This is a genomic window from Anaerolineales bacterium, assembly GCA_030583885.1.
In the GTDB taxonomy this organism is placed as follows: Bacteria; Chloroflexota; Anaerolineae; order Anaerolineales; family Villigracilaceae; genus Villigracilis.
Map to the genome: position 1 here is coordinate 2,336,089 of CP129480.1, position 24,445 is coordinate 2,360,533.

The 24,445-nt window shown below is 52.0% G+C and carries 26 protein-coding genes; 10 read left to right on the top strand and 16 right to left on the bottom strand.

The window, feature by feature from the left end:
- Positions 1-10: 10 nt before the first annotated feature.
- From QY332_11695 to QY332_11705, 3 genes are all read right to left on the bottom strand, one after another.
- Positions 11-637, bottom strand: a complete 627-nt coding sequence (locus tag QY332_11695; GenBank protein ID WKZ34274.1) for an isoprenylcysteine carboxylmethyltransferase family protein — start codon at positions 635-637, stop codon at positions 11-13.
- Positions 638-721: 84 nt separating this feature from the next.
- Positions 722-1,315, bottom strand: a complete 594-nt coding sequence (locus QY332_11700; protein ID WKZ34275.1) for an isoprenylcysteine carboxylmethyltransferase family protein — start codon at positions 1,313-1,315, stop codon at positions 722-724.
- A gap of 28 nt (positions 1,316-1,343) precedes the next feature.
- A complete protein-coding gene (locus QY332_11705) occupies positions 1,344-2,018 on the bottom strand; it encodes a metal-dependent transcriptional regulator (protein WKZ34276.1) in 675 nt (224 codons plus the stop codon).
- Positions 2,019-2,191: 173 nt separating this feature from the next.
- On the opposite strand from QY332_11705, the gene QY332_11710 reads away from it, so the two are divergent.
- From QY332_11710 to QY332_11750, 9 genes are all read left to right on the top strand, one after another.
- Complete coding sequence (locus QY332_11710; GenBank protein WKZ34277.1) at positions 2,192-3,340, top strand: ROK family transcriptional regulator; 1,149 nt, start codon at positions 2,192-2,194, stop codon at positions 3,338-3,340.
- Positions 3,340-4,725 (top strand): ROK family protein, encoded by a 1,386-nt coding sequence (locus QY332_11715; GenBank protein WKZ34278.1) that lies wholly within the window; start codon positions 3,340-3,342, stop codon positions 4,723-4,725. The genes QY332_11710 and QY332_11715 overlap by 1 nt, the downstream gene beginning before the upstream one ends.
- Before the next feature lie 10 nt (positions 4,726-4,735).
- Complete coding sequence (locus QY332_11720; protein ID WKZ34279.1) at positions 4,736-5,584, top strand: PIG-L family deacetylase; 849 nt, start codon at positions 4,736-4,738, stop codon at positions 5,582-5,584.
- Positions 5,585-5,701: 117 nt separating this feature from the next.
- Positions 5,702-7,072, top strand: a complete 1,371-nt coding sequence (locus tag QY332_11725; protein ID WKZ34280.1) for an extracellular solute-binding protein — start codon at positions 5,702-5,704, stop codon at positions 7,070-7,072.
- A gap of 71 nt (positions 7,073-7,143) precedes the next feature.
- Entirely contained in the window at positions 7,144-8,298 is a 1,155-nt protein-coding gene (locus QY332_11730; GenBank protein WKZ34281.1) for a sugar ABC transporter permease, read from the top strand.
- Positions 8,299-8,308: 10 nt separating this feature from the next.
- A complete protein-coding gene (locus QY332_11735) occupies positions 8,309-9,151 on the top strand; it encodes a carbohydrate ABC transporter permease (GenBank protein ID WKZ34282.1) in 843 nt (280 codons plus the stop codon).
- 1 nt (position 9,152) lies between these two features.
- Positions 9,153-10,757, top strand: coding sequence for a glycoside hydrolase family 3 N-terminal domain-containing protein (locus QY332_11740; GenBank protein WKZ34283.1), 1,605 nt, complete (start codon positions 9,153-9,155; stop codon positions 10,755-10,757).
- Between the two features lie 11 nt (positions 10,758-10,768).
- The gene (locus QY332_11745) at positions 10,769-11,806 is read left to right on the top strand and encodes an SIS domain-containing protein (GenBank protein ID WKZ34284.1); all 1,038 of its coding nucleotides are present in this window, start codon (positions 10,769-10,771) and stop codon (positions 11,804-11,806) included.
- A gap of 74 nt (positions 11,807-11,880) precedes the next feature.
- The gene (locus QY332_11750; protein WKZ34285.1) at positions 11,881-12,846 is read left to right on the top strand and encodes a hypothetical protein; all 966 of its coding nucleotides are present in this window, start codon (positions 11,881-11,883) and stop codon (positions 12,844-12,846) included.
- A 54-nt stretch (positions 12,847-12,900) separates the two neighbouring features.
- Here the strand turns inward: QY332_11750 and QY332_11755 are convergent, their stop codons facing one another.
- The 8 genes from QY332_11755 to QY332_11790 all read right to left on the bottom strand — a co-directional run bounded on the left by QY332_11755 (position 12,901) and on the right by QY332_11790 (position 19,593).
- Positions 12,901-13,038, bottom strand: coding sequence for a F0F1 ATP synthase subunit gamma (locus tag QY332_11755; GenBank protein ID WKZ34286.1), 138 nt, complete (start codon positions 13,036-13,038; stop codon positions 12,901-12,903).
- A complete protein-coding gene (locus QY332_11760) occupies positions 13,038-13,442 on the bottom strand; it encodes a F0F1 ATP synthase subunit gamma (protein WKZ34287.1) in 405 nt (134 codons plus the stop codon). The genes QY332_11755 and QY332_11760 overlap by 1 nt, the downstream gene beginning before the upstream one ends.
- Positions 13,443-13,471: 29 nt before the next feature.
- Positions 13,472-13,606, bottom strand: coding sequence for a hypothetical protein (locus QY332_11765; GenBank protein ID WKZ34288.1), 135 nt, complete (start codon positions 13,604-13,606; stop codon positions 13,472-13,474).
- Between the two features lie 45 nt (positions 13,607-13,651).
- Positions 13,652-14,773 carry a M14 family metallopeptidase gene (locus QY332_11770; GenBank protein ID WKZ34289.1) on the bottom strand — a complete coding sequence of 374 codons (1,122 nt, stop codon included), beginning with the start codon at positions 14,771-14,773 and terminating at the stop codon, positions 13,652-13,654.
- Entirely contained in the window at positions 14,774-16,222 is a 1,449-nt protein-coding gene (locus tag QY332_11775) for an AbgT family transporter (protein ID WKZ34290.1), read from the bottom strand.
- A 115-nt stretch (positions 16,223-16,337) separates the two neighbouring features.
- Positions 16,338-16,940 carry a hypothetical protein gene (locus tag QY332_11780; protein WKZ34291.1) on the bottom strand — a complete coding sequence of 201 codons (603 nt, stop codon included), beginning with the start codon at positions 16,938-16,940 and terminating at the stop codon, positions 16,338-16,340.
- Between the two features lie 258 nt (positions 16,941-17,198).
- Positions 17,199-18,365, bottom strand: coding sequence for a glycoside hydrolase family 99-like domain-containing protein (locus QY332_11785; GenBank protein ID WKZ34292.1), 1,167 nt, complete (start codon positions 18,363-18,365; stop codon positions 17,199-17,201).
- A 410-nt stretch (positions 18,366-18,775) separates the two neighbouring features.
- Positions 18,776-19,593, bottom strand: a protein-coding gene (locus QY332_11790) for an IS5 family transposase (protein WKZ34293.1) whose coding sequence is annotated in 2 segments (ribosomal slippage) — positions 18,776-19,212 and positions 19,212-19,593 — 819 coding nt in all. Because the reading frame shifts where the segments join, the coding sequence is not laid out codon by codon here.
- Between the two features lie 55 nt (positions 19,594-19,648).
- On the opposite strand from QY332_11790, the gene QY332_11795 reads away from it, so the two are divergent.
- Positions 19,649-20,596, top strand: coding sequence for an IS110 family transposase (locus QY332_11795; GenBank protein ID WKZ34294.1), 948 nt, complete (start codon positions 19,649-19,651; stop codon positions 20,594-20,596).
- 160 nt (positions 20,597-20,756) lie between these two features.
- Here QY332_11795 and QY332_11800 read toward each other — a convergent pair whose 3' ends face one another.
- The 5 genes from QY332_11800 to QY332_11820 form a co-directional block, all read right to left on the bottom strand.
- Positions 20,757-21,161, bottom strand: coding sequence for a DUF1801 domain-containing protein (locus QY332_11800; GenBank protein ID WKZ34295.1), 405 nt, complete (start codon positions 21,159-21,161; stop codon positions 20,757-20,759).
- Between the two features lie 245 nt (positions 21,162-21,406).
- Complete coding sequence (locus QY332_11805; GenBank protein ID WKZ34296.1) at positions 21,407-21,889, bottom strand: YbaK/EbsC family protein; 483 nt, start codon at positions 21,887-21,889, stop codon at positions 21,407-21,409.
- Positions 21,886-22,356, bottom strand: coding sequence for a gluconokinase (locus QY332_11810; GenBank protein WKZ34297.1), 471 nt, complete (start codon positions 22,354-22,356; stop codon positions 21,886-21,888). Before QY332_11810 ends, QY332_11805 begins: the two co-directional genes overlap by 4 nt.
- A gap of 163 nt (positions 22,357-22,519) precedes the next feature.
- The gene (locus QY332_11815) at positions 22,520-22,954 is read right to left on the bottom strand and encodes a DUF126 domain-containing protein (protein ID WKZ34298.1); all 435 of its coding nucleotides are present in this window, start codon (positions 22,952-22,954) and stop codon (positions 22,520-22,522) included.
- Positions 22,955-23,079: 125 nt separating this feature from the next.
- Positions 23,080-24,342 carry an aconitase X catalytic domain-containing protein gene (locus tag QY332_11820; protein WKZ34299.1) on the bottom strand — a complete coding sequence of 421 codons (1,263 nt, stop codon included), beginning with the start codon at positions 24,340-24,342 and terminating at the stop codon, positions 23,080-23,082.
- Positions 24,343-24,445: the final 103 nt, after the last annotated feature.

Below are 24,445 nucleotides of genomic sequence, written 5' to 3' on the forward strand. Positions count from 1 at the left end.
CTTTCTCCAATTATCTGAGTTTGGGAAATAAACTTCCCGTGTGTCTAATGTAATTACGGTATTCGTCGCCGAATTGTTCGATGAGAAGTCTCTCCTCTTCAGGCACACGAATGGCGATGACAGAAATAATGATGGCGAGTCCGCAAAAGCCGATGAACCAGTTCGAGGTCAGGAAAAGAACCGCGATCTGCATCAGCAGGAAGGCAAAGTAGATCGGGTGACGCATCCGCGTATAGGGACCTTCTGTCACCAAGGCAGGGACTTTCATCAAACGCAGCGCAGGGTCAAAGTCCGCGCTGAGCTTTTGGCTGAGCGTTTTATGGCCCCAGGCATTGATAACGATGGCAAAGAGACCAAGCGCCAATCCAGCCCAGCGCACCCAAACGGGAAAGGGGATGTACGACCATTTCATGAATGAAGGGGCGAACGTCCATACTAGCACACCAAGGTAAAAGGGAACGCCGAAAATGGTGCGCAGATTCAATAAAAGCGGAATTTCGTTTTCATTGTGCATTTTCACGCGTGTGGCTTTATCTTCCTTGCCAGCTTTTGCCTTTTTTGAGTAAGCGGTCATTACATGCGCGAAACTGAAAAAGATGATAAAGAATGCGATCTTGAAAAAGATTTCGAGGAACATGGTTTTCTCACGTAGGTGACAGTCACTTTTGCGAAGCATCCCGCAGCAAAGCAGAGTGGGTAAAGTGACTGTCACCTCCTGTGGCTAGAAAAACTTCGGTAGAAACTTGCCTGTGTGCTTCAGGTACTCTCGGTACTCATCTCCGAATTTCTCAATGAGATTGGCTTCCTCTTTTGGCGTGCGGATCGCCATGGCGATGAATGCCAGTGTTGCCAGCAGAATAATGAACCAGTTGTCTGCCATCAATGCAAAGGCGATGTAAAGCGATGACCCAACTGTGTAAAGTGGATGACGTACCCAGCGGTAAATTCCGTGAGTCACAAGTTTGTGATTCGTGCGCGTGGCGCTGACAGGCGTAATGCCGCCTTGAATGCTGATGAACAGCCAGTAGATCAGCCCGACCACGATGATGCCAAACCCGAATCCGAACCAGCGTACCCATTCGGGCAGCCCGATCTTCGACCATGCCATCCACTGCGGGTTGAGCAGGTACACGATGGGGCTGAGCCACAACATCAAACCGCCAATGCGAATGACAAGCATCATCGGCGTGCCGTCTGCGCTGCGGGAAAGTCTTTCGCCCGAGTCGCGGTCTGCTTTCATGCGGAAGTAAATGGAGATGCCTGCTCCTGTGAAAAGGATAAGGGCGGCGAGAATTCTAAAGATTGTTTCGTTCATATCAGAAAAGCCTTTCTATTGATAACGTTTAGTTTGTGGTTTCAACAAATATTTTTGTAGTGATGTTCAAGCCAAGCACATTGATTTTCCTGCCGACTTTCACTGTCAGGTTGTTGTCAAACGCGGAGTATTCTGTCACCTCGATCTGAATGCCTGGGGTGAGTCCCAAACTGTCAAGATGGCGAAGCAGGTTCGGGTCCGTGGCCACGACGCGTAATATCGTCGCAGTCTGATTGGGACGTAGAGAAGATAGGGGCGTCGTATCCTCGACGGGCATTTTCAAATTTTCTGTGGGGATGAGTTCACCATGCGGGTCGCGGGTGGGGTTGCCGAGTGCGGCAGCGATGCGCCGCTCGAAATCCTCCGAGATGACATGTTCCAGCCGTTCCGCCTCCTCATGCACTTCATCCCACGAATATCCGAGTGTTTGTGCCAGCCAGGTTTCGAGCAGACGATGGTGACGAATGACCTCGAGCGCGGCGCGTTTCCCCGCGGGGGTGAGGGTAACGCCCTGATGTTTTTGATACTCGACCATGGCAGGCTTTTCAGCTGCTAGTTTTTGCATCATGCCCGTGACGGAGGCGGGTTTGACATTGAGTTCGCGCGCCAGATCGTTGGTGCTGGCGGGCGAATCGTTTTCGGTCAGTTCGTAGATGCGTTTCAGGTAATCCTGAACAGATTGGGTGGATGTTCTGTTTTTCATGGTTTTTGAAAATTAGGTTCGGCTAAATATATTTTAGGCTAAACTAAATATTTTGTCAAGGTCGAGACTTGACTTTTAGTGGGAGAATCTGTACAATAAGTTTGTTAGTACAATGAATTTACAAAGTGGTCAGACCGGCTTACGTCTTTTCGTGTAGGCATCAGGAACTTCCCATGAAAAAGGCTACTCACCAGCAAACCAAGCAGCACAACCGTGACCTCGTTTTGCGAACCATCTTTGCAAACGAATCGGTCAGCCGCGCGGAAGTGGCGCGCGTCACTAATCTCACGCGAACGACTGTCTCCGAGGTGGTGAGTGGGCTGCTCACTGAAGGATTGGTGGAGGAAGTAGGCAGGGGTGAATCGATCGGGGGAAAATCTCCGATCTTGATGAGCGTGGTTGCAGACTCGCGTTATTTGATCGGATTAAATCTGGCACAGGATAAATTCATTGGCGCAATTGTGAATCTGCGTGGCGATATCAAGGAAATGGTCGAAGCGCCAGTCCATGATGACAATGGGCGGAATGCGCTCGAACTTGTATACCAGATCATTGACCAGCTGCTCCGAAAGAGATTAAAGCCGATCGTAGGTATTGGCGTGGGTGCGCCAGGTCTCATTAATACGCGCGAAGGCGTTGTGATCGATGCCGTTAATTTACAGTGGCAGGACCTTCCACTGGGTCAATTGCTTAAGAAGAAATACAAACTCCCTGTTTCGGTTTTGAATGACAGCCAGGCAACCGCCATTGGTGAATACGTCTATGGCGGGCAACATGCCGCCGATGAAAACCTTATCGTTGTAAATGTGAAACACGGCATTGGCGCAGGCATCCTGATCAGTGGTCGATTGTTTCAGGGAGATGGCGGCGGTGCGGGGGAAATTGGTCACGTAGTGGTGCAGGAGAATGGCGAGCTTTGCCGCTGTGGAAAACGCGGCTGTCTGGAAACAATTTCCAGTGCGCGGGCTGTGATTCAACAATTAAAGGCGAGGTCACTTGATCAGGCACAGTCGGCTTTTGAGGCCGGGGACGCGGAAGCCAATCGGGTCGTTATGACAGCGGGACATTTTTTGGGGAAGTCCCTTGGGAATTTGATCGGCACTTTAAACATTCAAAAGATTGTGATCACGGGCGATATGACCCGTTTTGGCAACGCATGGCTGGATGCAGTAAATTCCTCCATGCAGGGCGCGGCGTTGTCCCGCATGTCTGAAGGCACCCGCCTTGAATTGGGCGCATTGGATTATCGCGCCTGTATTCTCGGTGCTTCCGCATTTTTATTGCTCGATGATTATTCGCTGTTATTCACACAGGAAAATTAATGTCCATGCAGTTGATCGGGCCGCGAGTAATACCTCCGTTGGATAAGAATTTCCGTCCGGCAGTTTTGGCGAATCGAAACTTTCAGCGTGTTGTCCAGCTGGTTGGGGAGCGTATCGTGATCGGCCTGGAACGAAGCGGCAGTGATGTGTCCCGCTGTGAGTTAACCATCTATCCTGAAGGCCATGCGAATTTCGACTCCAATTATCGATATGTCGAGCGCATCGTTAAGTTTTTGCTTTGGCAGCGCGGCGGTCATACACTATATGTTGGCAATTCTCCAAAAATAGCTGAATATTTGAAGAAAATATATAACAAGGATGGCGCACGAAAATTCGATTACCACTTTATGGGAGAACAAGTGTACGAAAGAGAGTTTTCAGTTGTTTCCTGCAAAGCGGAGGAAGTGCCCGCCTCGCGCGAGACGGGGAAACTGCTCGGTCGTAATTTACAGGGTCATCGCATTGGGTTTGACCTGGGAGCTTCCGATCGCAAGGTAAGCGCTGTTGTGGATGGGACACCGATCTTCAGCGAGGAAGTGGTCTGGGAGCCGCGCAAAAATTTCGACCCTCAATATCACTACCGTGAAATTATGACCGCGTTGAAAACCGCCGCAAGCAAAATGCCGCGTGTGGATGCAATCGGCGGAAGTTCCGCGGGCATTTACATTGACAACCGCCCAATGGTTGCTTCGCTGTTCCGTGGAATCCCGCAGGAACGATTTGGCGAGATTCGGGACATGTTTCTGCGAATTCGTAATGAGATGGGCGTGCCGCTGGATGTCATCAATGATGGCGATGTCACTGCATTGGCCGGCTCCATGTCCATTGAAGATAACGGGATTTTGGGAATAGCGCTCGGTTCAAGTGAAGCTGCGGGATATGTGAACATGGACGGGCATATTACGGGCTGGTTGAACGAACTGGCTTTTGCCCCCATTGATTACAGCCCGAATGCCCCTGTGGAAGAGTGGTCTGGCGATAAGGGTTGCGGAGCTTCATACTTCTCGCAACAATGTGTATTCAGGCTTGCGGAGAAGGCAGGCATTGAAATCCCCTCAGACGCACCGGATGCCGAGAGACTGAAATTTGCGCAGGAAAAATTGGATGCAGGGCACGAAGGCGCGGCAAACATCTGGCAAACCATGGGCATTTATCTTGGGTATGGCATTGTTCATTATGCGGATTTCTACGATCTCAAGCATGTCCTGATCCTGGGGCGTTGCACGTCGGGGCGCGGCGGGGAGCTTTTGATCGAAGGTGCGAAGAAGGTTCTTGAAGTTGAATTCCACGAATTATTAAAGGAAATCAAACTGCACCTGCCCGATGAAAAGATCCGCCGTGTGGGACAGTCTGTCGCTGCGGCGAGTTTGCCGGTAATCGAATAGGAATTGATGAATGAAGCTTCACCTCGACACTGCTGAAATTTACATGCCGGATGGCGAAAATACCAAAACAGCGCTTTCACGCACCACGCATTTGTGCTTTTCCGCCCATCAGGATGATATCGAGATCATGGCTGCGCAGCCAATATTTGAGTGCTTTCAACGGAGGGATAAGTGGTTTACGGGCGTGGTCGTCACGGACGGACGCGGCTCTCCGCGCAAGGGTATCTATGATGAGTACAGCGATGATGAAATGCGCCTGACGCGTTTCAAGGAACAGCGCAAGGCTGCATATGTGGGCGAGTTCTCCGCGCTGGCGATGCTGGATTATCCAAGCAAAATCGTCAAGGAGGGTTCCAGAAGCGAGCCCGTCGAGGATATGGTCAGAATCCTGCGCGCGGCAAGACCGCACTTTGTGTACACCCACAATCTTGCGGACAAACACGATACGCATGTGGCGGTCGCTCTGCGGGTGATCGAAGCCGTTCGGAGGCTGGGGCAGGCTGAACGTCCGGAACGAGTCGTCGGCTGTGAGGTCTGGCGCGCATTGGACTGGATGGTGGATGCGGACAAGGTCTTGATGAATCTGTCCGATCATGAAAATCTGCAACTTGCCCTGCTGGGCGTCTTCGATTCGCAGATCGCCGGGGGAAAGCGTTACGACCTCGCTTCGATGGGGCGCCGCCGTGCCAATGCGACCTATTTCGAATCGCACGGCGTGGATATAACGACCGGGTTGTCCTATGCGATGGATATGACTTCCTTGATGAACGATGCTCAAAAAGACCCCGCGCAATTTACACAGGAGTTTATCCAGCGCTTTGCACAGGATGTAGGTGAACGTATCAAGCGGATGAGCTAAACATTTCCTGGGAATATTTCAATCATCCGAAAGAAAGGAGGATGAGGAGACAAGACATTCCTGTATCGAGATATGAGTTTGGATACCTGTTCTCAAAATACAATAAGGAGAAGAAAGATGAATAAGAAACTGTTAGGTTTGTTGTCTGTTTTGGTTTTGGCCAGCCTTGTTTTGACTGCCTGCGGCTCCCCGGCTCCTGCCACCGAAGCGCCTGCAGCTGGTGATGCATCCGCCGCGGCCACTTCAGCACCTTCCACCTCAGGTCAATCCACAACCTTGAAGATCTATCTGCTCGATTACACTCCGGATACGATTGCATGGCTCAATAGTGAAATTAACCCGGCTTTTGAAGCGGCTAATCCTGGGGTGAAGGTTGAGATTACAGAAGGCTCATGGTCCGGATGGGATACCACCTTCAGCGGTTTCTTTGCCGCTGGCGAAGGCCCTGATATCATCAATCTCGGTTCTGAAATGAACACCCTCTATGGTGAAAGCCTTGCGGACATGGATCCCTATCTTGGCGAAGGCGCATGGGATGAAATTTCCAATTTTGGTCCCGCTCTCGAAAATGCCAAGTTTGAAGGCAAATTGCGCGGTCTTCCGATCTTCACCGCTCCGCGTTACGTGTTCTGCCGTACTGACTTGATGGAAGCGGCTGGTTGGACTGCCGGCACACCCAAGAACTTTGCAGACTGGACCTCCTTCGCCTCGCAGGCTTCTGTGATCGATCCCGCCACCAATTCATTAACTCAACAGGCGCTCGTCCCTGTGGATGCTGGTTCGATGGCAGATTGGCAATGGTGGCTGCTGGTGTACTACTCTCTCGGCGGCGAACTCTACAAAGCGGATGGCTCCCCCAACTTCGATTCCCCTGAAGCTCTGGCGGCGACCCAATTCCTGTTTGATATGCGCCAGGCTACCTATGGTGATGCTGCAAATGCGGTTGGCTCTCTCCCCACTGGACAGGGTTCTGTTATAGACGTCGACGATGCCACTGGTAACGATAACGGCGCTGTATGTCTCGCTCACTCAGGCTGGGCTGCCCCCGCTTTTGACCGCCCGATCTGGGATAAAATCACCATTGAGCCTTTCTATGGCGATCCCGCCAACTTCCCCAACAGCCGCCCAGTTGTGCTTGCCTTCAATGACTGGCTGGCGGTTGCTGACTACAGCCCGAACAAGGAACTTGCCGCTGAATGGTTGAAGATGGCATTCAGCAAGGAAGCCAATCATAAATGGAACGAGACCATGGGCTTGATCCCTGCCCGCAATGATGCACAATATGGGTACGTAACAGATTCCCCACAGCTCCAACGCGAAGCTGAATTAGCCGCTGAATATGGTGTTGGCTTTGCCGGCATCAAGGAAGCCGCCAAGCTTTCCACCATCATGCAGGATGCTCTCGGTAAATTGATCACCGAAGAACTCACTCCAGAAGAAGTAATTGCCCGGATTCAGTCGGAATATGCGACTGCTCTCGGTCAGTAGACCCCATTATGTCAGGGTTGGGCAGGGATCTTCCTGCCCAACCCTTTCTTTGTGATTTGGAGGAGCAAGCGATGCCTGGCAATCCATATCTTAATGTGCTGGTCACTGTCTTTTTGACGGTCATCTTTATTATCACAAGCAGCTATGGATTGGGTTTCCTTGCCCGCTTTATCGTAAAATTACGCGGCGCGCCCCGTAGTTATCAGGAAGATACCTTTGCAGGGTATCTGTTTGCCGCTCCCTGGATCGTGGGTTTTGCGATCTTTGTCATCATCCCTCTGTTTTTTTCCCTTTATTGGAGTTTTACCGATTATCGGGTCACATCACGTGATCCCGCGAACTGGGTGGGAATTGAAAATTATTACAATATCCTATTTAAAGATGCAGGCTTCCGCGCCTCCATTGTGAACACGCTTTATTTGACCGTGATCGGACTGCCTCTGCAGATGGGAGTTGCGTTATTTCTGGCGGTCATGCTCAACCAAAAGATGCGCGGCGAACGCATCTTTCGCATGGCGTTTTACCTGCCTGTCATTCTTGGTTTCAATACTGCCGTACTTCTATGCTGGCGTTTGATGCTGAATACGGGCACGGGTATTATCAACCAGATTATTCGTGCGCTTTCGTCTTCCTTTCCGCCGTTTGGCTACGTGACCCGCGCGCTGATTTTCGTACAGGAGATCATCACGTCCTTCTTCCTTGGGATCAATACGGGAAAATTCAATTTAATGATCAAGGTACTTGAAGCAGGCTTTCCTGTCGAAAACCGTGTACCTCTCTGGGTGCAAAGCCCGTTATGGACAAAGATGTCCGTGATTTTGTTGATGATCTGGGGGTGCGGTACCATGATGTTGATCTTCCTGGCTGGTTTGAATAATATCCCCAGGGAACTGCACGAAGCCGCCGAAGTGGACGGTGCCTCAGCCTGGCAACGCTTCTGGAAAGTTTCCTTCCCGCTCCTGTCCCCATATATTTTTTATAACCTTATTGTGGGATTGATCAGTTCGCTTCAAATTTTCGAACCGATCTTTGTCCTCTATCGTGATAATCAGCCGATTGTTTCATCGACAATATCAATGGTCTACTATTTATGGCAAAAGAGTTTCAGTCATTTTGAAATAGGCTATGGATCCGCCATCTCCTGGGTAATTCTTGTGATCATTTTTATCGTTACGGTGGTCCAGTTCAGGGTACAGGATCGCTGGGTGACCTATGAGATTTATTAGGAAAGGCAAAATGAAACGACACACATCCATGCTTAAAAGTACAATCCTTTACGTCCTCCTCACAGGCGCGACGGTATTGATGTCCTTTCCGCTGTTTTGGATGATCTCATCCTCCCTGAAAACATTACAGGAGACGAATTCTCCCGGCATCGTCTGGATTCCAAATAATCCCACCTGGGAGGCGTACATCGGAATTTTCCAAAACCAGAATTTCCTGCGTGCTTATTTTAATTCTGTTTTTTACGTCACTCTGGCACTGGCAGGGACTCTCATTTCCATTGCGGCGGTATCCTACGCTTTCAGCCGGATTGAATGGCCGGGGCGGAATATCGTATTCTTCCTCATGCTTTCCACCATGATGATTCCTCCGCAGGCCTTGATCGTCCCTCAATATGTTTTCTTCAATAAACTAAAATGGATCGGCACTTTTAATCCTCTGATCATTCCCGGCTATTTTGCCGGCGGCGCGGCAATGATCTTTCTCCTGCGGCAGGCTATGGCGCAAATCCCAAAGGAATTGGATGAATCTGCTTTTGTGGATGGGGCGAATCATATCCAGATATGGTGGGAGATCGTCCTGCCGCTTGTGAAAGCCCCCCTTGCTACTGTTGCCACTTTTCTTTTTGTAGGCTTGTGGAATAGCCTGCTCACCCCATTGATGTATCTGCAAACTGTCGACTTATATACCCTGCCTGTTTATGTGTCCACACTTTACAACATCAATAGCACGGTTCAGCAATGGCCCACCATCATGACTGCCGCCGTGTTAACCACCGTGCCCTTGATCGTCGTGTTCTTTTTTGCCCAACGCTTCATTCTTGAAAGTGTTGTGGTTTCAGGGTTAAAAGGTTAATGTGGATATCGAACGTTCAATAGGACAAAAACTTTTATTTGCATTCCATGGCAGGGAGAAACCTTCGCCTGAGATCGTAAACGCATTTAAAAAATATCATCCGGGTGGGGTTTCACTTTTTCGAAGTCTGAACATGGGGACTCTTCCCCAGATCAGGGAGTTGAATGCATCGCTTCAACGTCTCGCTCGTGAATTCGACCTGCCTCCATTGATCATCGCCACTGATCAGGAAGGTGGACAATTGATGGCGGTTGGTGATGGCACGCAGCTTCCCGGCAACATGGCGCTCGGCGCAGCGCGCTCCAAGGGACTGGCACGCAAAGCTGGCGAAGTCTTGGGGCGCGAGATGTCCGCCTTGGGGATCAATGTCAATTACGCGCCCTGTGCCGATGTGAACGTCAATCCGCAAAATCCGGTTGTTGGCACGCGGTCCTTTGGCGAAGACCCGATTCTGGTTGGGGAACTGGCTGCCGCCATGATCGAAGGGATTCAATCCCAGGGCGTCGCGGCGACCGTCAAGCATTTTCCCGGTCATGGGGATACTGCCAGCGATTCACATCTCGGACTGGCAACTGTTCCGCACTCGATGGAAAGACTCGGCGTTGTGGAATTGCCCCCGTTCATTGCCGCCCTGAAAGCGGATGTCAAACTGGTGATGACCGCACACCTCGGCATCCTTTCTGTGGATGGTCCCGGCGCTCCTCCAGCCACTTTATCTCCCAATATCATTAATGGATTATTGCGCCGCGAACTTGGTTTTTCCGGCGTTGTCATCACAGATGCATTGGACATGCGCGCCATCCACCAGGGAGAGTTGCTTCGCGAGGATGCGCTCCGCGCTGCAAAAGCAGGCGCCGACCTTCTGCTCGTCACCAGCGATCCATTGGATCAAACACGAGTGTACGAATCCTTGCTGAATGCCGTACAGACAGGTAAATTTGGCATGGACGAATTGAATGCCTCTATTGCCCGAATAGCGCAGTTGAAAAAATGGTTGTGTGGGCAGCCTCCCGCGCCGGAGTTGGATGTGATTCAAAGTGCAGTGCATAAGAAAATTGCAGATGAGATCGCTGAAAAGTCCATTACCCTGGTGCGCGATCACTCTAGGTTGCTGCCGATCAGGCTTGAATCTGATAAAAGGATCGCGGTGGTTATCCCGGCGCCGCAAGACCTCACGCCAGCGGACACTTCCTCATACGTGATGCCAAAACTTGCAGACTCCATCCACGCCTATCATCCTCGTGTGGATGAATTCGTTATTTCTCTATCAACAAATGAGCAGGAACAGGCATCCATTATCAATCAGGCGCAGGAATACGATTTGATCGTAATTGGCACGATCAATGCCTATGCCGAGGAAAAACAGGCGGAGTTCGTCCGCAGTGTATTACAAACTGGCATTCCGACCATTGTGGTTTCCATGCGTCTGCCTTATGATTTAATGGCCTTTCCCGAGGCTTCCACATTTGTTTGTGTGTACAGCATTTTGGAACCGTCCATGCGGGCGGCGGCGCGGGCACTTTTTGGTCACGGGGAGATGGCTGGTCATTTGCCGGTATCAATTCCGGGCCTGTATGAAGCGGGTTATTCATCCCAGATGGTATAGTTAAAGAAATCATGACCCTTTATTCTGAAATATTTGAACAGCCTGAAAGAATCAAACATCTATTATCCTCCCATCGGAAAACCGTTGAACGGATTGCGTCTGAGATCCAAAAGCGCGATATTCAATATGTGTTTCTTGCTGCGCGCGGGACTTCTGACAATGCGGGACGATATGCCAATTATCTGCTTGGAGCATTGAACCGACTTCCGCTTGCGCTGGCGACGCCTTCGCTATTCACGTTTTACAAGCGTCCGCCGAAATTGAAAAATGCTCTGGTGATAGGCGTTTCGCAATCGGGCAAATCGCCCGACATTGTCAGCGTATTGGAGGAGGGCAGAAGGCAGGGATGTCTGACGCTTTCCATCACGAACGAACCCCGTTCGCCGCTTGCACGGACCTCGGACTTTGTTCTGGATATTCAGGCGGGTCCTGAGCGGGCAGTTGCCGCGACCAAAACCTATACTACCCAGTTGATGTCGATTGCCATGCTTTCTGCCGCATTGAACGGAGGCAAATCACTATGGGAGGATCTGAGCGAGGTGCCGCGCTGGATGAAAACCGCATTGAAGCAGGATCCCTTCATTGAGGACACCGCCCAGCGTTACCGCTACATGGACCAGACCGTTGTGCTGGGGCGCGGCTATAACTATTCGACTGCATTCGAATGGGCGTTGAAACTAAAAGAACTGACCTATATCATTGCCGAGCCGTATTCGTCCGCTGACTTTGCGCATGGACCAATTGCAATGATGGAGAGTGGATATCCTGTCTTTGCGGTCTCTCCAAGGGGGCAGGTGTTCATTTCGATGCTGGAGATGCTCACGCGCCTGCGTTCGGATATTGCAGCTGAATTGGTCGTGATCTCGAACGACAAGCGTGCGCTGGGGCTGGCACAGGTTCCGCTGCCCATTCCCGCAGATGTGCCTGAATGGCTGTCACCCCTGGTGTGTATTCTCCCGGCACAGTTGTTTGCCTACCATCTCACCCAGGCAAAGGGATATAACCCGGAGCATCCCCGTAGTATCCGCAAGGTGACGACGACACGCTGAATTTTTTCCTCCCAAAAAGTATTGTATGAAAACTGCTTTTATATGATAATGCCTGTTATAAAAGAGGTGACCCTATGCGTATTTGCATTCTTTCAGATGAAGAACTCTCCGATTTCAACCCGGCCCCATTCATGGATGGTTATGACTGGGAAATGGTGACCATGTCTGAGCCGTTGATGGATGTGCTCCGTTCGCTGGAGGCGCGCAGGGAGTTCGATGTGTACCTGAACCTGTGCGAGGGATATGATAATGACTACAGTGATGAGCACGGCTACGAAGGCGTGGATGTTGTCAAGGCGCTGGAGTTCCTCAACCTGCCTTTCACTGGTGCGGATTCAAAATTCTTTGACCCCACCCGCGAGGAAATGCAGGCGGCGGCTGATGCAAATGGGATCAGTTTCGCAAAAGGTTATCGTGTCAAGAGCGTGGATCAGGCCGGGTCACTGGTCGGGAATTTGCGTTATCCGATCATGATAAAACATCCAAAAAGCTACGGCAGCACGGGGATGATAAAAGAATCGCGGGTGGATACCCCCGAACAGTTATTGATTCAAGTGGAGCGGATCTGCTCCGAATTTGGTGCGGCGCGCATGGAGGAATTCATTGTCGGCAAGGAATATAATGTGCTGGTGATGGATAACCCCGATGATCTTGGCAAACCCATTGCGTACCCGCCGGCGGAACTGGTCTTCCCCCCCGGCGAAGAATTCTGGCACGTGGACGTGAAATGGAACTATGACGTTCCATTCGATTTCAAACAGGTCACCGACCCCGAACTGGTATCGCGTCTGCAGGATATCGCCGGCAGGATGTACCTGGCCATGGACGGTGTGGGCTATGGCCGTTGCGACATCCGCATGAACGAAAAAGGCGAATTATATATTTTGGAGATCAACCCGAACGGTGGCATCATGTTCAAGCCGGAGGAATATGGTCCTGCAGATTACATGATCCTGTACGACCCGGGCGGCTACAAGGTCTTCTTTGACCGCATGTTTCAGGCGGCCTTTGTCAGGCAAAAACTACGGATAGCAAAATAGAATTTTGACATTGTCTGAACAGGTTTTGAGGAGATTGCTTGTGAAAGCTGTATCCTAATCCCCCAGTGCCTCCACCCCGGAGACGATATCCAGCAGTTCGCTGGTAATCGCGTCCTGTCGTTGTCCATGATAAACAGCGTTCAATTCGTCCGACCGCTCCTCGATATTTTTCTCCGCGGCTTGCATCGTCATTAGACGATGCTGGCGTTTTCGCTTGCCAATGATTCAGCATATGCGCGGTACAGCTGTGCAAACAGATACTGGCTGACCAGCCGAGACAATAACCGTTCCCGATCCATTGTGTACATCGGCAGGCTTCTGGATGGGCTGATTTCCCGCACGGGCGTGCTAAACAGGCTCATGTCCACCGGCACCAACTGCTTGCACACCGATCGATATGCCGAACCTGAGATTGGATGGTTGTAATACAAAATAACCTTATCCACTGCATCGCGTTCGCGCAAGGTGTAAATTTCCAATAAAAGCGACCGCACTGCTGGATTGATTCCATCCACTGAACTGGGGACAGGGAATAAACTTTCAAAGGAACTGCCCGCCTCTTCCAACCTCGAGCCTGCCCGCTGACCGATGGCCATTTTCTTCGCCTCGCAATTCGCCAAATCTTTCAGTGCGTACGATCTGTAGGAGAGTCATTCCCCGTGACCAGCCTGGAGTAGATGTCCGGCAGGCGCTTTGGGAAGAACATACCCACCTCACTGCCGCGCACGGAACGAATCGCACCCAGATTTTTGCCCTGCATGTGGTGATTATAATCCACGCATGATATGAAATTATGAGTAACCGTTTATGTTGAATGTTCGAGAAAGCCCTCTGCGCCGAAGATCCCATCGAACGCGACCCGTGCATTATGTGAGGCCTTCTCGCGCCACTTCGGTTCCGAGGGCAAAAACAACTCGTCATACTCGCGTTTCATCCATGCGCGTGCCGCATCGCTGCCGCCGAACCAGCGCAGTGCATTCTCCAGCACCGTAGTCCGCAGGCTGTGTATGCCCTGCCAGAGTGAATCGCCATACGTCCCAAACTCGAACGCGCCCGCGTAATACGTTTTTTCAGGATAATTCGCCTTAATCATATTACAGAAATATTCGAGCATATCCCCATTAATGGAATAAAACTCCTCTGGATTTACCCCCGCCACGAGCGGGACTTTGAACCTGCTCTCTGTTTCTGCGGCAGTCATCCTCTCTGTCGGAGGATTCAGCAGCGTCATCTGCCAGCGCGGACCGTAGCCCGTGTGAACATCCAGAAAAAGGATTTGCGCATAGCCACTCACGGCGGTTTCGAGAAGCCCCAGCATGGCTTTGGTTTCTTCCTGTAACTCAAAACCACCGAAAGACATCCCATCATGGACGCGGTATTGTCCCATCAATGCCGTCTCACGGATGTGGCGGACACCTTTGGGCAGTGCCTTTAACACATTCCATAAGAACGCGGCTTTTTCATAAAATGGACTCTTGAGCGGGCGCGCGGGGTTGAGCAGAAAATTTAATGATTCGTAATCGGGGTTGATCGATTTTAGACCGCCATAATCTTCATTGAAACTGCGGTTCAAATCCACGTTGTTTTTGTTGACGCGCATGCGGTGTTTCATCCCGTATGCATTGATGGGATGGACGATCACGACGCCCGTCGTTCCCGAGTCGAAGTGCGGCAGATATTCTTCGATGAAGAGCTGTATCACGCCCGCGCCGACGTAGCCTTCAATGCCATGCAAGCCAGTGGTCAGGATAAACAACCTTTGTTTTTCGCGTGTTGCGTCTGCGCGGATGACGTCGATGGTTAAGTCAGAATCGTCAGCGAGAGGAATGCTGGTTAATCGAGAATCAGGCCAATGGTCCGGGAAAGAGGCGGGCAGGGAGCGGAATCTCTCGCGCGAGGATTCGTAGGTTGCGGGGATGTCCAGCATTTAGAACGGTCCGTATTGAATCATCACGGCAATGGCAAGGAACCCCAGCGAGGCCAGGATGACCCAGATCCACAAGCCCATCACCCAGCGTATCCATTTGGTGTAGGTGACGGCGGTCAGGCCGAGGCAGATGAGCAGGACGGGGTTGGTGGGGTAGGCGAGGTTGGAGAAGCCGTCGCCGAAGACGTAGGCGAGCACGGTGGTCTGGCGTGTGACGCCGACCAGGTCCGCGAGCGGAATCATGATGGGCATGAGCAGGAAGGCTTTCGCCGAGCCGCTGGAGACGAAGAACTCGATGATGAGCGTGAGGACGTAGATCAGCAGTGCGGCGGCGACGGGGGTTGTGCCTTGAAAAGCGTTTGCCGCGTTGAATAAAATGGTATCGAGGATGCCGCCCGAAGCGATGATGTATTTGACGCTTGCCGCCATGAGAATCAGCGGAATGGCTGGCGCGATGCCCGTCAGTCCGTCCCATGCGGCTTTCCAGGCGTTTTTGCCGATGCCCGCAATCAGTCCCGACCCGATGCCTGCGACGAGGAACAGCAACCCGACGATGGGCAGCGCGAGGTCGCCGATGACGGGCACGAACGGACCTGCGAACAACGCGGCGAAGATCAACACGACGCAGACGAGCAGGAAAATGATGGCAGGCGTGGTGCGCGGATTTTCATCCGCGATGGACTTTGTGGTGAAATGGCTGTATTTTGCGCGGGTGGCTTGCTCTTCCTCATAAACAGGCGAGGCTTTGGCGTTCGCCTCCACTTTGCGGGCGTGGCGGGTAAGAAAGACTGCCAGGAGAATGTAAAAGAAGATGAATACAATGATGCGGTAGCCCGAACCCGAAAAGGCGGGCAGTCTGGCAATGCCCTGTGCCACGCCGATGGTGAAGGGATTGGTGATGGCGGCGGAGAAGCCCATGTTGGTGGCGAGGATGGACATACCCAGGCCCGTCAGCGTATCCCAGCCGAGGGAGTAGGCGAGCGCGATCATCAACGGCACGAGCGGCACGACTTCTTCAAAGATTCCGAAGAACGCGCCGAGCGCCATGAAGAAAAATGTGATGATGAGCAGAAGTATGTACTTCTGATTCTCGAAGCGTTTGACGATGCGGGCCAGCGCGGATTTGAGAATTCCGCTTTTGTCCATGACTGCGAACGCCACGCCGACCATGAGAATGAACACGGTGATGACGATGATGGTCAGGCTGTCTGGGCCTGACAGCACTTCGAGCGGGGCGGTGAACCAGCGCCAGATGGGGTAATCGGGGCGCGCGGTGATCGCGAATGAATCAGGCAGGATGGTCTCGCGCCCGTCCACATCGATGCGTTGGTACTCGCCCGCGGGGATGACCAGCGTGAGGATCCCTGAGACGATGATCAATGCCAGCAGGATGAGAACGGATTGAAGGAATGCCTTCCGGCTGATCTGTGCGCCTGATCTTTCTTCCATGATGATGCTCCTTGTGGGTGGTTATACAAACAAGTCGTTGAAAAGATCGATGAGAAACATGTTGCATACCTCGGTGGGCGTTTTTCTTGGTCACGAACACCAATTCTGTTTGACATCAAGGTGACGCATAAGCATGTTCACTAATAAATGTCTCGATTTCAGCGCGAGTGAAAACATAATCGGCAGGTTTAGCATTTATGCTAATGGAGATACCCATATTGCTAATTGTATCTCCGTTGAGTGTGATGGTGGCAGTCTGCACAGAAGCATTTGCAAATACGGTCATAAGAATCTGCATTTTGGCAGCGATAAGCGTGACATCACTTACTCCAAAATATTCGCCTTGTAATACCACATTTGCGTGACTGTCTTTAAAAGTGACACCGCTAATTTCCAGATTATTGCTTGTCCAGCCGTTCCTGCTGTCACTTAGAACTGCTTCTAGGGCGAGTCGTAAGTTAGCGGCTGGATCAGGGCTATATATTAAGTCAGTTGTCGTTGGCGCAAGGATGTATGTGTCTGGCATTATTACTACACTCCCTTCAGGGCGGAGATTTTCGGCTGTTGTCACAAAGTAGTAATAAACAATCCGCTCTGACATCGGCGCTGTAACTACAGAAGCAGGTGAAATAGTTTGTTCAATAGTAGGTGTTGGTTGAGTGCCACATGCTACAAGAACAAATACCAATAATGAAATAGCCATCAGCTTGTTTTTCATTTTTCTAATCTCCTTGTGATTTATGACGGTTATTAAATCAAAAAAGTTTCATCAAAAAAGCGTTTACACAAATTCCACAAGGAAACGCCGAACGAGACTTTTTCGACAGTCTCAACGGTTTGCGCCACTGGTGGGGCGGATTGGCAAACCTAGTCGATATTATCGCGCCATTTCTCCCAAATCGCGCACCGTACCCGCGGGGCGACAACCCCGTCAAGTGGACGCTGTGTTAGGCGCTACGCGAATATCATTTTTTCCTTATGGTCTCTTCCATTGCATAGTGTATTGCTTGGTGATTCGTAAATAAGTGTCGCCATAAATTTGACTGGGTTCAATATGTGTATTTTCTTGCCATTCGTTCCAACTAGTTATAATTATCCAATCTGCACCGCTATTAAGTGCCTTATCCCAGGATGTGCTATATGTTTGTCCATTAAGGCGATCAATAATCGTCGGGATGCTGCCTTCTTCCGCATCACTTCTGTTGACAAGTGGCGTGTTGTCAAACCCAGGCGAGACTGTCGCGATCCAGAGATGCTCCCTGCCTGGTTTTTGCCGATTAAGCGCTTGTACTTGCCGCGAGAGATCCGAATATGTTTGGGGGAGATCTTTCATGGGTAAATTTATGTACTGGTGGAGACCGTTAAAGACATTCAATTCATTCGGATCATAACTCTCTCCAATGTATATTGCTTGCAACCCATCGGTTTCCAGATTGTCAAAAATGATTTTCCACTCGGACAACTCCAGATCAGTCGTATAGTATATAACGACGACTGGCTTACCATTCGTCCAATAGTAGGCTGGATGAACAGCCCGATACCTGAGGAGGTATTCCATTTGTGACTGTACCTGTTTTGTTTCGAATGGGTTCATGCATAACTGGTCATAATACACCGCTATTTTGAAGTCCATGTGATAGGCAATGTCAAGAACAAGTTCGAACACGGAATCCATTGTGCGAGCGTCGTCTCCGGCAAGCCCATCCCCGCACCACTCGTATAGAAACCCGTCAATGCCAGCAGATTTTGCCCATAAAATATGTTGCCGAATCCCGTCTGGATCATCCGATTCGTAGGGTATCAAGGGGCGGTCTGTCCAAATATCACTGGACCAGGTACGCGGGTAGAACATATCCATATACCAACCATAATATATCGCCCATACAAGCTTTTCGGGTTTATAGATTTCAGCTGGTGTGAATTTTGTGCGAGTTGGGTAAGGTTGTTGAATGAAGAAAGAAGGAGTAACAGTTTCGTTGAAAATCGTTGGCGTAGAAATGGGCGTTTCAATTGTAGGTTGTATGGTAGGTGCAATGGGTGATGTAGGGGCGGGCGGAATAGGCGTAGAAGCAGGAGCGCATCCACTCAACAAAACCGTTAGCAAGACAAACGCAAGAAATACAGATTGAATTGATTTTTCCATGATCCTCTCTCCTTTTGATTTGATTGCGCAAGGTTGCGCCCAACGGTTTGCGCCATCGTCCCCGAGCCCTTCGGCTTCGCTCAGGATAAACTCCGCGAGTGGGATCGCGAAGCACTGCGCTGGGGCAGGGACGGCGAAGCCGTCCAGCCAGAAAAATGATAAGGCGTAGAAAACTGCCTGGGATGTGCATACGCCGCGCAGCGGCAGTTCCCAGCGTCAGGCCGTTCGCCCCGCGAAGACGGGCTAGTATCATGAAAAGCGGACATGGCAGATCGATGTCGGGTAGGTCGTAGCAGACCGTCGTGCAGCAGGATCGCCATGTCCGTTTCGCCAGTAGAGCCCGAACAGTTGCAAGGTCATAAAGACCGAATACTAGCGTGGGCTCAACTCCATTAGACCTCTTGCAAAAGTCAAATTGAGTTGAGTTCAAGGTTGTAAATAGCAGCAATCAGGTTGAAGCGCAAAGCAAATCTCTTTCTACGATTGCGATACCTCTCGCTCAAAATGCGAAACACTTTCAACTTACGGAATATATGCTCAATCACAATCCGTTTCCGTGCCAAGCTTCGATTGCTCTGTTTCTCTCGTTTCGTCAGAGCATGGTATTTGGATTTCTTGAAGGGTGTTTGACTGTTCTGATGAAACTCCATCAATCCTTGATAGCCCGCATCTGCCAGAATACGCAGATGTTCAGAGAACTCACAGGCATCGTCTTTGAACAGTTGGAAGTCGTGTTTGCTTCCATGACTAAAGGCGGTGGTTATGATTTGGGTACTTTTTCGATCAGCCATCACCTGCGCTTTTTGGGTGTGACGCTTCTTTTTGCCACTGTAATGCCGTTTTTGGCTTTTTTTGGACGTTCCACTGGCTGTTCGCTGACATCAACCAGCACTACCTCGAACACCGTGTCACTGGCTTGAAGTGCCTTTTTGCCAGGCAAACGAAACTTTTTTGAACGGACTAAGGCCTCCTCTACCTTGCGAATGGTGCGGCAAACGGTTGCTTCACTGACACCATAGGATTGCGCAATATGAAATTCTGTGCGATATTCTCGCCAGTACATCAAGGTCATCAACAACTGATCGGCTCGGCTCAGTTTTGGCGGTCTCCCGAAGTCTCGCAGCCCTTTCTCAATGACTGTGAGCATCTGCTCGAAGGTTTCGCGCTGGACGCCAGTTAGCCGTTTGAAGTCACTACCTTTGAGATGTGCGATTGTCTTATAGTTCATGTGCCTATTATGGCACACTTATGCAAGAGGTCTATTATACAAAACGGAGGCAGGAATGACAACTAGTAGCGGAAAGTTCGTAGGGATCGCCGTTGCCAAAGAGAAGTTAGACATTGCCGTGTTGGGGGAAACGAAAGCAAGCCAGGTCACAAACGATGAAAAAGGGATCGCCAGCCTGATCAAGAAAATGCAAACGCTAGGACCAGAACTGATCGTGGTGGAAGCGACGGGCGGCTACCAACGAGCCGTGGTCTTGGGATTGTATGAGGCAGGATTGCCCGTGGCAGTGGTCAACCCATCGCGGGTGAGACAATACGCGCGAGCCTGCGGGCTGCTTGCCAAGACCGACAAATTGGACGCCTTCAACCTGGCAGAGTTCGGGAAACAGGTGAGACCGAGGTGGTTTGAGGCCAAAAGTGAGGCAGGACGCTATGTATCCGCCCTTTTGGTGAGGCGCAGACAGGTGGAAGAGATGCTGAAGGCGGAAAAAAGCCGTGTACGGACGGTGCATGCGGATATGCGCGGCTCGTTGGAGCGGATGATCAAGGTCTTGAAGGAAGAGATCAAGCGCTTGGAAGGGGAGTTGGACAGGTTCATGAAAGAACATGAAGACTGGCAACAACAGGAGCAGATCCTGTGCAGTGCCAAGGGTGTGGGACGGGTAACCGCGGCCACCCTGCTGGCGGAACTGCCTGAGTTGGGAAAACTGGACCGCAAGAAGATCGCGGCTTTAGTGGGCTTGGCACCGATGAACTCGGATAGCGGGAAGAAACGCGGCTATCGGAAGACGAAGGGAGGCAGGATCGAAGTGCGCAGTGTGTTGTACATGTCGACCTTGGTGGCGACGAGGTACAACCCGATGGTCAAAGCACAGTATCAGGAATTATTGAGACGGGGCAAGGTCAAGAAGGTAGCGCTGACAGCCTGTATGCGAAAGTTCTTAACCATCCTGAACGCGATGATGCGAGATCGCGTCCCATTCAGGCAGACGGTGACAGCCTGAGACGGACTGGTTTTTCCCTTTAAAGTGGTTTTTGCTCTTGACAATCAAGACAGTTGCTGCACGCTGTATTGGCGGTTCGTGATTGCGGCGATAAACCTTTGCAACCACTCATCAATCTGCTCGGGACGACATATATGAGATGACTTAAAGCGTACCCAGATCAAAGAGCCCTTTTGAATGAGTCCGCGATCAGTTCCTGCAAAACGTTCCTGTCCACATCTGCCAGTTTCTTAATATACAAGCAAACCTTGGCCGTTGTATATTTACCAAGTTTCTTGAGCAGTGGGTTGTCAGAGTTGTCGCCTACCCCAATATAGAGCGTGATGTTCTGTTTGCGGGGGGAGAATGCGATCTGCGGCATATCGCCTTCCCGCCCGCTTTCATACTTGTAATGATATGAGCCAAAACCGATAATGGCAGGTCCCCACATTTTTGGCTCTTGCTTCGTCACCTGCTGCATGATCTTTACGATCTCAAGGCTATCCTTGCGCTTCTGCTCGTCTTCGACTTTACTCAAAAACCCCTCGACGCTCGCCTCGTTCACCTTCGTTTTCATCTCAGCCATTTTTGACTCCTTGACATTAATGGAGGCAAATTATAGCGTCTTTGTTCTGTGTAAGTAAGCCCCGCGAATCTAGACCTTCCAACGAGACTGTCGAAAAACCATATTTTCAGCCAGAACGCGAGGTGGATAGCTGATCCAGCGCCCGATTTTCACTCTAAACGGGACTCAGTCGGTCAGGCGGGGACGGCGACAGATTAAACCCAGATGCGCAAATTATACGTGCGCGCGGGGGAAAGGTCAACGAATTACTCCCCCTCCCGCACCGTCAAATTGACCACGATCGCATTGCTCGCCTTCACCAGATTTTCGGGCGTGATCATGATCTCCTCGCCCCATTGACCTGCGCCCGTGCCGAGGACGGGTTCGTTCATCAGAGTCGCTTCGAGGAAGGATCGGAATCCGACGGGCTGCCAGCCAAAGGCGGGGATCGAGCCGATGACGTATCCCGTCACCTCCTTCACCACTTCTGGCGGCGCCATCTGGATGTTGCGCGAACCGATCGCGCGTTTCAAATTCCCCGAAATGGCGTTCTGGTCGCCGCCCAGCATCACCAGGGCGCACTCGCCCGTATCCGCCACGCGGAAGATCAGCGTCTTCACCGCCTGCCGTTCCGGGAAACCCAACGCGTGCGCCACGTTCGCCGCGCCCTTTTCGGTCTCGGGCGGAAAACTGCGTGCCTCGTAGGGGAGGTCCTGTTTTTCGAGATGCAGATGAGCGGGGAGTTTCATAGGTCGAGTCCTTTGCGGATGATCGGGACGAGCGCTTCGGGCGCGGATGCGACCTCCACGACGACGGCATCGGCGGGCTCCTCCAGCGTCTCGAACTGGCTCTGCAACAGCCCGACGGGCATGTAATGTCCTTTGCGTTTTTCCAGGCGGGATTGTACCTGCTCGAACGTCCCTTTCAAATGGACGAAGCGGACCGACTCATCCACCCGCAGGACGCCGCGATACGCCTCTTTCAACGCCGAACATGCCAGCACGCAATCGGCATTTTCCCTCAGGACGGTTTTCAGCGCCGCCAGCCAATCCGCGCGGTCTTCGTCCGTCAGCGGAATCCCCCGCGACATCTTCGCGCGGTTCGCCTCCGAATGGAAATCGTCCGCATCGAAGAACCGCCAGCCCAATTCCCGCGCCAGCAACTCCCCAACCGTCGTCTTCCCCGACCCCGATACACCCATGATGATGATTTTCATAATTTCATGTCATTGCGAGGAGGCGCAGCCCGACGACGTGTGCCACGAAGTGGTAATCAATCTCCTACTTTTGCACAACAGCCCTGCCCGACATGCTCCTTGCGCCGTCCTCGGCGCAAGATTTTTTCGGAAACCGCCGCCGGGGACGGCGGCGTGAGCGTTTTCAGGCGCTCTCCTGCTTTTTCACAACCACCCGCCCATCGCTCATCACCCGCACCTCATCCCCCGTCTCCAACCTCGCAAAATCCGCTTCTCCCAACGCCGCCAACGGAATCGGCGACGCATACAACTCATCCGCCACCACCGACGCCAGCGCGAAGAAGAAATCCGTATCCGTGGTGATGATCGCGGCGGGAGCCGTCCCCGCGCGGATGGCTTCCAGCAGAACCGCCGTCGTCGTGGACGATCCGCGCGTAAACGGCACGGCAAGGATGCGTCCCTTCGCAATGTGCCCCGAAAGCGAATGGCGGCGGTCAATGATCTCGCCGGTCTGCCAATCATACCCGCCCCAGAACGAAAGCGGCTCACGGCTGACCAGCGCCACCCCCCGCGCCTCGCCTGGGATGATGGTTTTGCCTTGCAAGGTTAATTCAGTCATGTTTTCTATCATACTCCGTCACTGGCAACCCCGTTGGTTTCGATACGCCCTTCGGGCTACTCAACCACCGGGTACAATTTTTCAACTCTGCGAACTCCGCGTCTCTGCGGTCAACGATTTTGAATTTAGCTCCACAACGACTCATCCCTCACAACCTTCCCCGCCACCGCCGAGTCCACACAATCCTCCAAACTGCCAAACGCGATCTTCTTCTTCAACAGCCCGGGCGAATAATACGCGAACTTCGCCGAATTCGTCATCAAATTCTGGATCTCATCGGGCAGCATGGGCGAAGTCAGGATGCAGGTATCCACCGTGACCTGCGCTCCGAACTCCAGCGCGGATGCGAGGAAGCCCGCCTTCTCTGCCAGTTGTGTCATCGCTCGGCTTGAGGTGACGAGGAACTTGACCTGCGGATGTTTTATTTTCCCCGCCACCAATCCCGCCAGCCGTTTGTACTCCGCCAGCGAAAAGTGCGGACTTCCCAGCACGACCAGATGCAATTCGTCGTTATCGGTGTGGGTCAACTCGCGGCGGGATTGGCGTAATTTTTCCATGTCAACTTCGATGATTTGTTGCGGTGCGCTTCCCTGAAATGCCGCCTCCAGCGTGAGCGCTTCGGGTGTGACCCCGACCATGTGAAACAACGCCACGCCGCCCGAGGACGCCGTCGCCGCGCCGAAGGCTTTCAACTGGTCTTCATCAGGCGTGAAAATCATGCCTTCGATGACGGGGATTTTATCCAGCGTCATTTTGCCGATCAGGTTGCCCAGCACCGGATAAAAGTCATCCCTGCGTTGCAGGTCTTCCGAAATGCCGACGAGACGGAACAAGATTTGTCCCTTGCGGTTTCCGGTCAGGTGCAGTCCCATTGCCGGCGCGCGTCCCGTGATAGCACAGCAGATATCGAACAAATCTGGATAGCGTTCCGTCCGCGCGCCGATGACCGAGTTGGCGAACACGATGGCGTTCGATTCTCCCCACGCGATCTGCTGACCGAACTGCGGCTTCAACTCCGTCTGGTAGGGCGCGCACGTCCAGGTTGGGACGGTCCCCATGCTTTGGTATGCCACCATCTGCCGATGCGCCTTCGCTGCCCACTCCGAGGGAACCGACCATTCCTGCCAGTGATGCTCGTCCACGCCGCTGACGTTCAGCGAAGTCGGCACGGCAACTTTCGCGCCGAGGTTCGCCAGCCGCTCGGCAAATTCCAGCCCCGCATCGCCGATATAGACCGTGCTGTCGATGTGCGCGCCTGTAATATCGAGCAGCTCGTCCACGCCTGTCACCTCCGCCATGCGCACGAGAATGGACATCGCCATTTTTGTGGCAGGTCCGTGTTCGCCGTCCAGCATGGCGCGGTCTTTTTGAGTCAACGTCAGCGTCATTTGTTCTCCATGATCTCGTCCTGTTTGAACCGCGAAAAAGCGAAGGTCGCAAAGTTCTTAAAAGACTTTCTTCGCGTCCTTCGTCCCTTCGCGGTGAAAAAAA

Coding starts and splice junctions, on each gene's coding strand:
- QY332_11695 (WKZ34274.1), bottom strand. CDS start 637: ATGTTCCTCGAAATCTTTTTCAAGATCGCATTCTTTATCATCTTTTTC.
- QY332_11700 (WKZ34275.1), bottom strand. CDS start 1,315: ATGAACGAAACAATCTTTAGAATTCTCGCCGCCCTTATCCTTTTCACA.
- QY332_11705 (WKZ34276.1), bottom strand. CDS start 2,018: ATGAAAAACAGAACATCCACCCAATCTGTTCAGGATTACCTGAAACGC.
- QY332_11710 (WKZ34277.1), top strand. CDS start 2,192: ATGAAAAAGGCTACTCACCAGCAAACCAAGCAGCACAACCGTGACCTC.
- QY332_11715 (WKZ34278.1), top strand. CDS start 3,340: ATGTCCATGCAGTTGATCGGGCCGCGAGTAATACCTCCGTTGGATAAG.
- QY332_11720 (WKZ34279.1), top strand. CDS start 4,736: ATGAAGCTTCACCTCGACACTGCTGAAATTTACATGCCGGATGGCGAA.
- QY332_11725 (WKZ34280.1), top strand. CDS start 5,702: ATGAATAAGAAACTGTTAGGTTTGTTGTCTGTTTTGGTTTTGGCCAGC.
- QY332_11730 (WKZ34281.1), top strand. CDS start 7,144: ATGCCTGGCAATCCATATCTTAATGTGCTGGTCACTGTCTTTTTGACG.
- QY332_11735 (WKZ34282.1), top strand. CDS start 8,309: ATGAAACGACACACATCCATGCTTAAAAGTACAATCCTTTACGTCCTC.
- QY332_11745 (WKZ34284.1), top strand. CDS start 10,769: ATGACCCTTTATTCTGAAATATTTGAACAGCCTGAAAGAATCAAACAT.
- QY332_11750 (WKZ34285.1), top strand. CDS start 11,881: ATGCGTATTTGCATTCTTTCAGATGAAGAACTCTCCGATTTCAACCCG.
- QY332_11755 (WKZ34286.1), bottom strand. CDS start 13,038: ATGACGATGCAAGCCGCGGAGAAAAATATCGAGGAGCGGTCGGACGAA.
- QY332_11760 (WKZ34287.1), bottom strand. CDS start 13,442: ATGGCCATCGGTCAGCGGGCAGGCTCGAGGTTGGAAGAGGCGGGCAGT.
- QY332_11765 (WKZ34288.1), bottom strand. CDS start 13,606: ATGCAGGGCAAAAATCTGGGTGCGATTCGTTCCGTGCGCGGCAGTGAG.
- QY332_11770 (WKZ34289.1), bottom strand. CDS start 14,773: ATGCTGGACATCCCCGCAACCTACGAATCCTCGCGCGAGAGATTCCGC.
- QY332_11775 (WKZ34290.1), bottom strand. CDS start 16,222: ATGGAAGAAAGATCAGGCGCACAGATCAGCCGGAAGGCATTCCTTCAA.
- QY332_11780 (WKZ34291.1), bottom strand. CDS start 16,940: ATGAAAAACAAGCTGATGGCTATTTCATTATTGGTATTTGTTCTTGTA.
- QY332_11785 (WKZ34292.1), bottom strand. CDS start 18,365: ATGGAAAAATCAATTCAATCTGTATTTCTTGCGTTTGTCTTGCTAACG.
- QY332_11795 (WKZ34294.1), top strand. CDS start 19,649: ATGACAACTAGTAGCGGAAAGTTCGTAGGGATCGCCGTTGCCAAAGAG.
- QY332_11800 (WKZ34295.1), bottom strand. CDS start 21,161: ATGGCTGAGATGAAAACGAAGGTGAACGAGGCGAGCGTCGAGGGGTTT.
- QY332_11805 (WKZ34296.1), bottom strand. CDS start 21,889: ATGAAACTCCCCGCTCATCTGCATCTCGAAAAACAGGACCTCCCCTAC.
- QY332_11810 (WKZ34297.1), bottom strand. CDS start 22,356: ATGAAAATCATCATCATGGGTGTATCGGGGTCGGGGAAGACGACGGTT.
- QY332_11815 (WKZ34298.1), bottom strand. CDS start 22,954: ATGACTGAATTAACCTTGCAAGGCAAAACCATCATCCCAGGCGAGGCG.
- QY332_11820 (WKZ34299.1), bottom strand. CDS start 24,342: ATGACGCTGACGTTGACTCAAAAAGACCGCGCCATGCTGGACGGCGAA.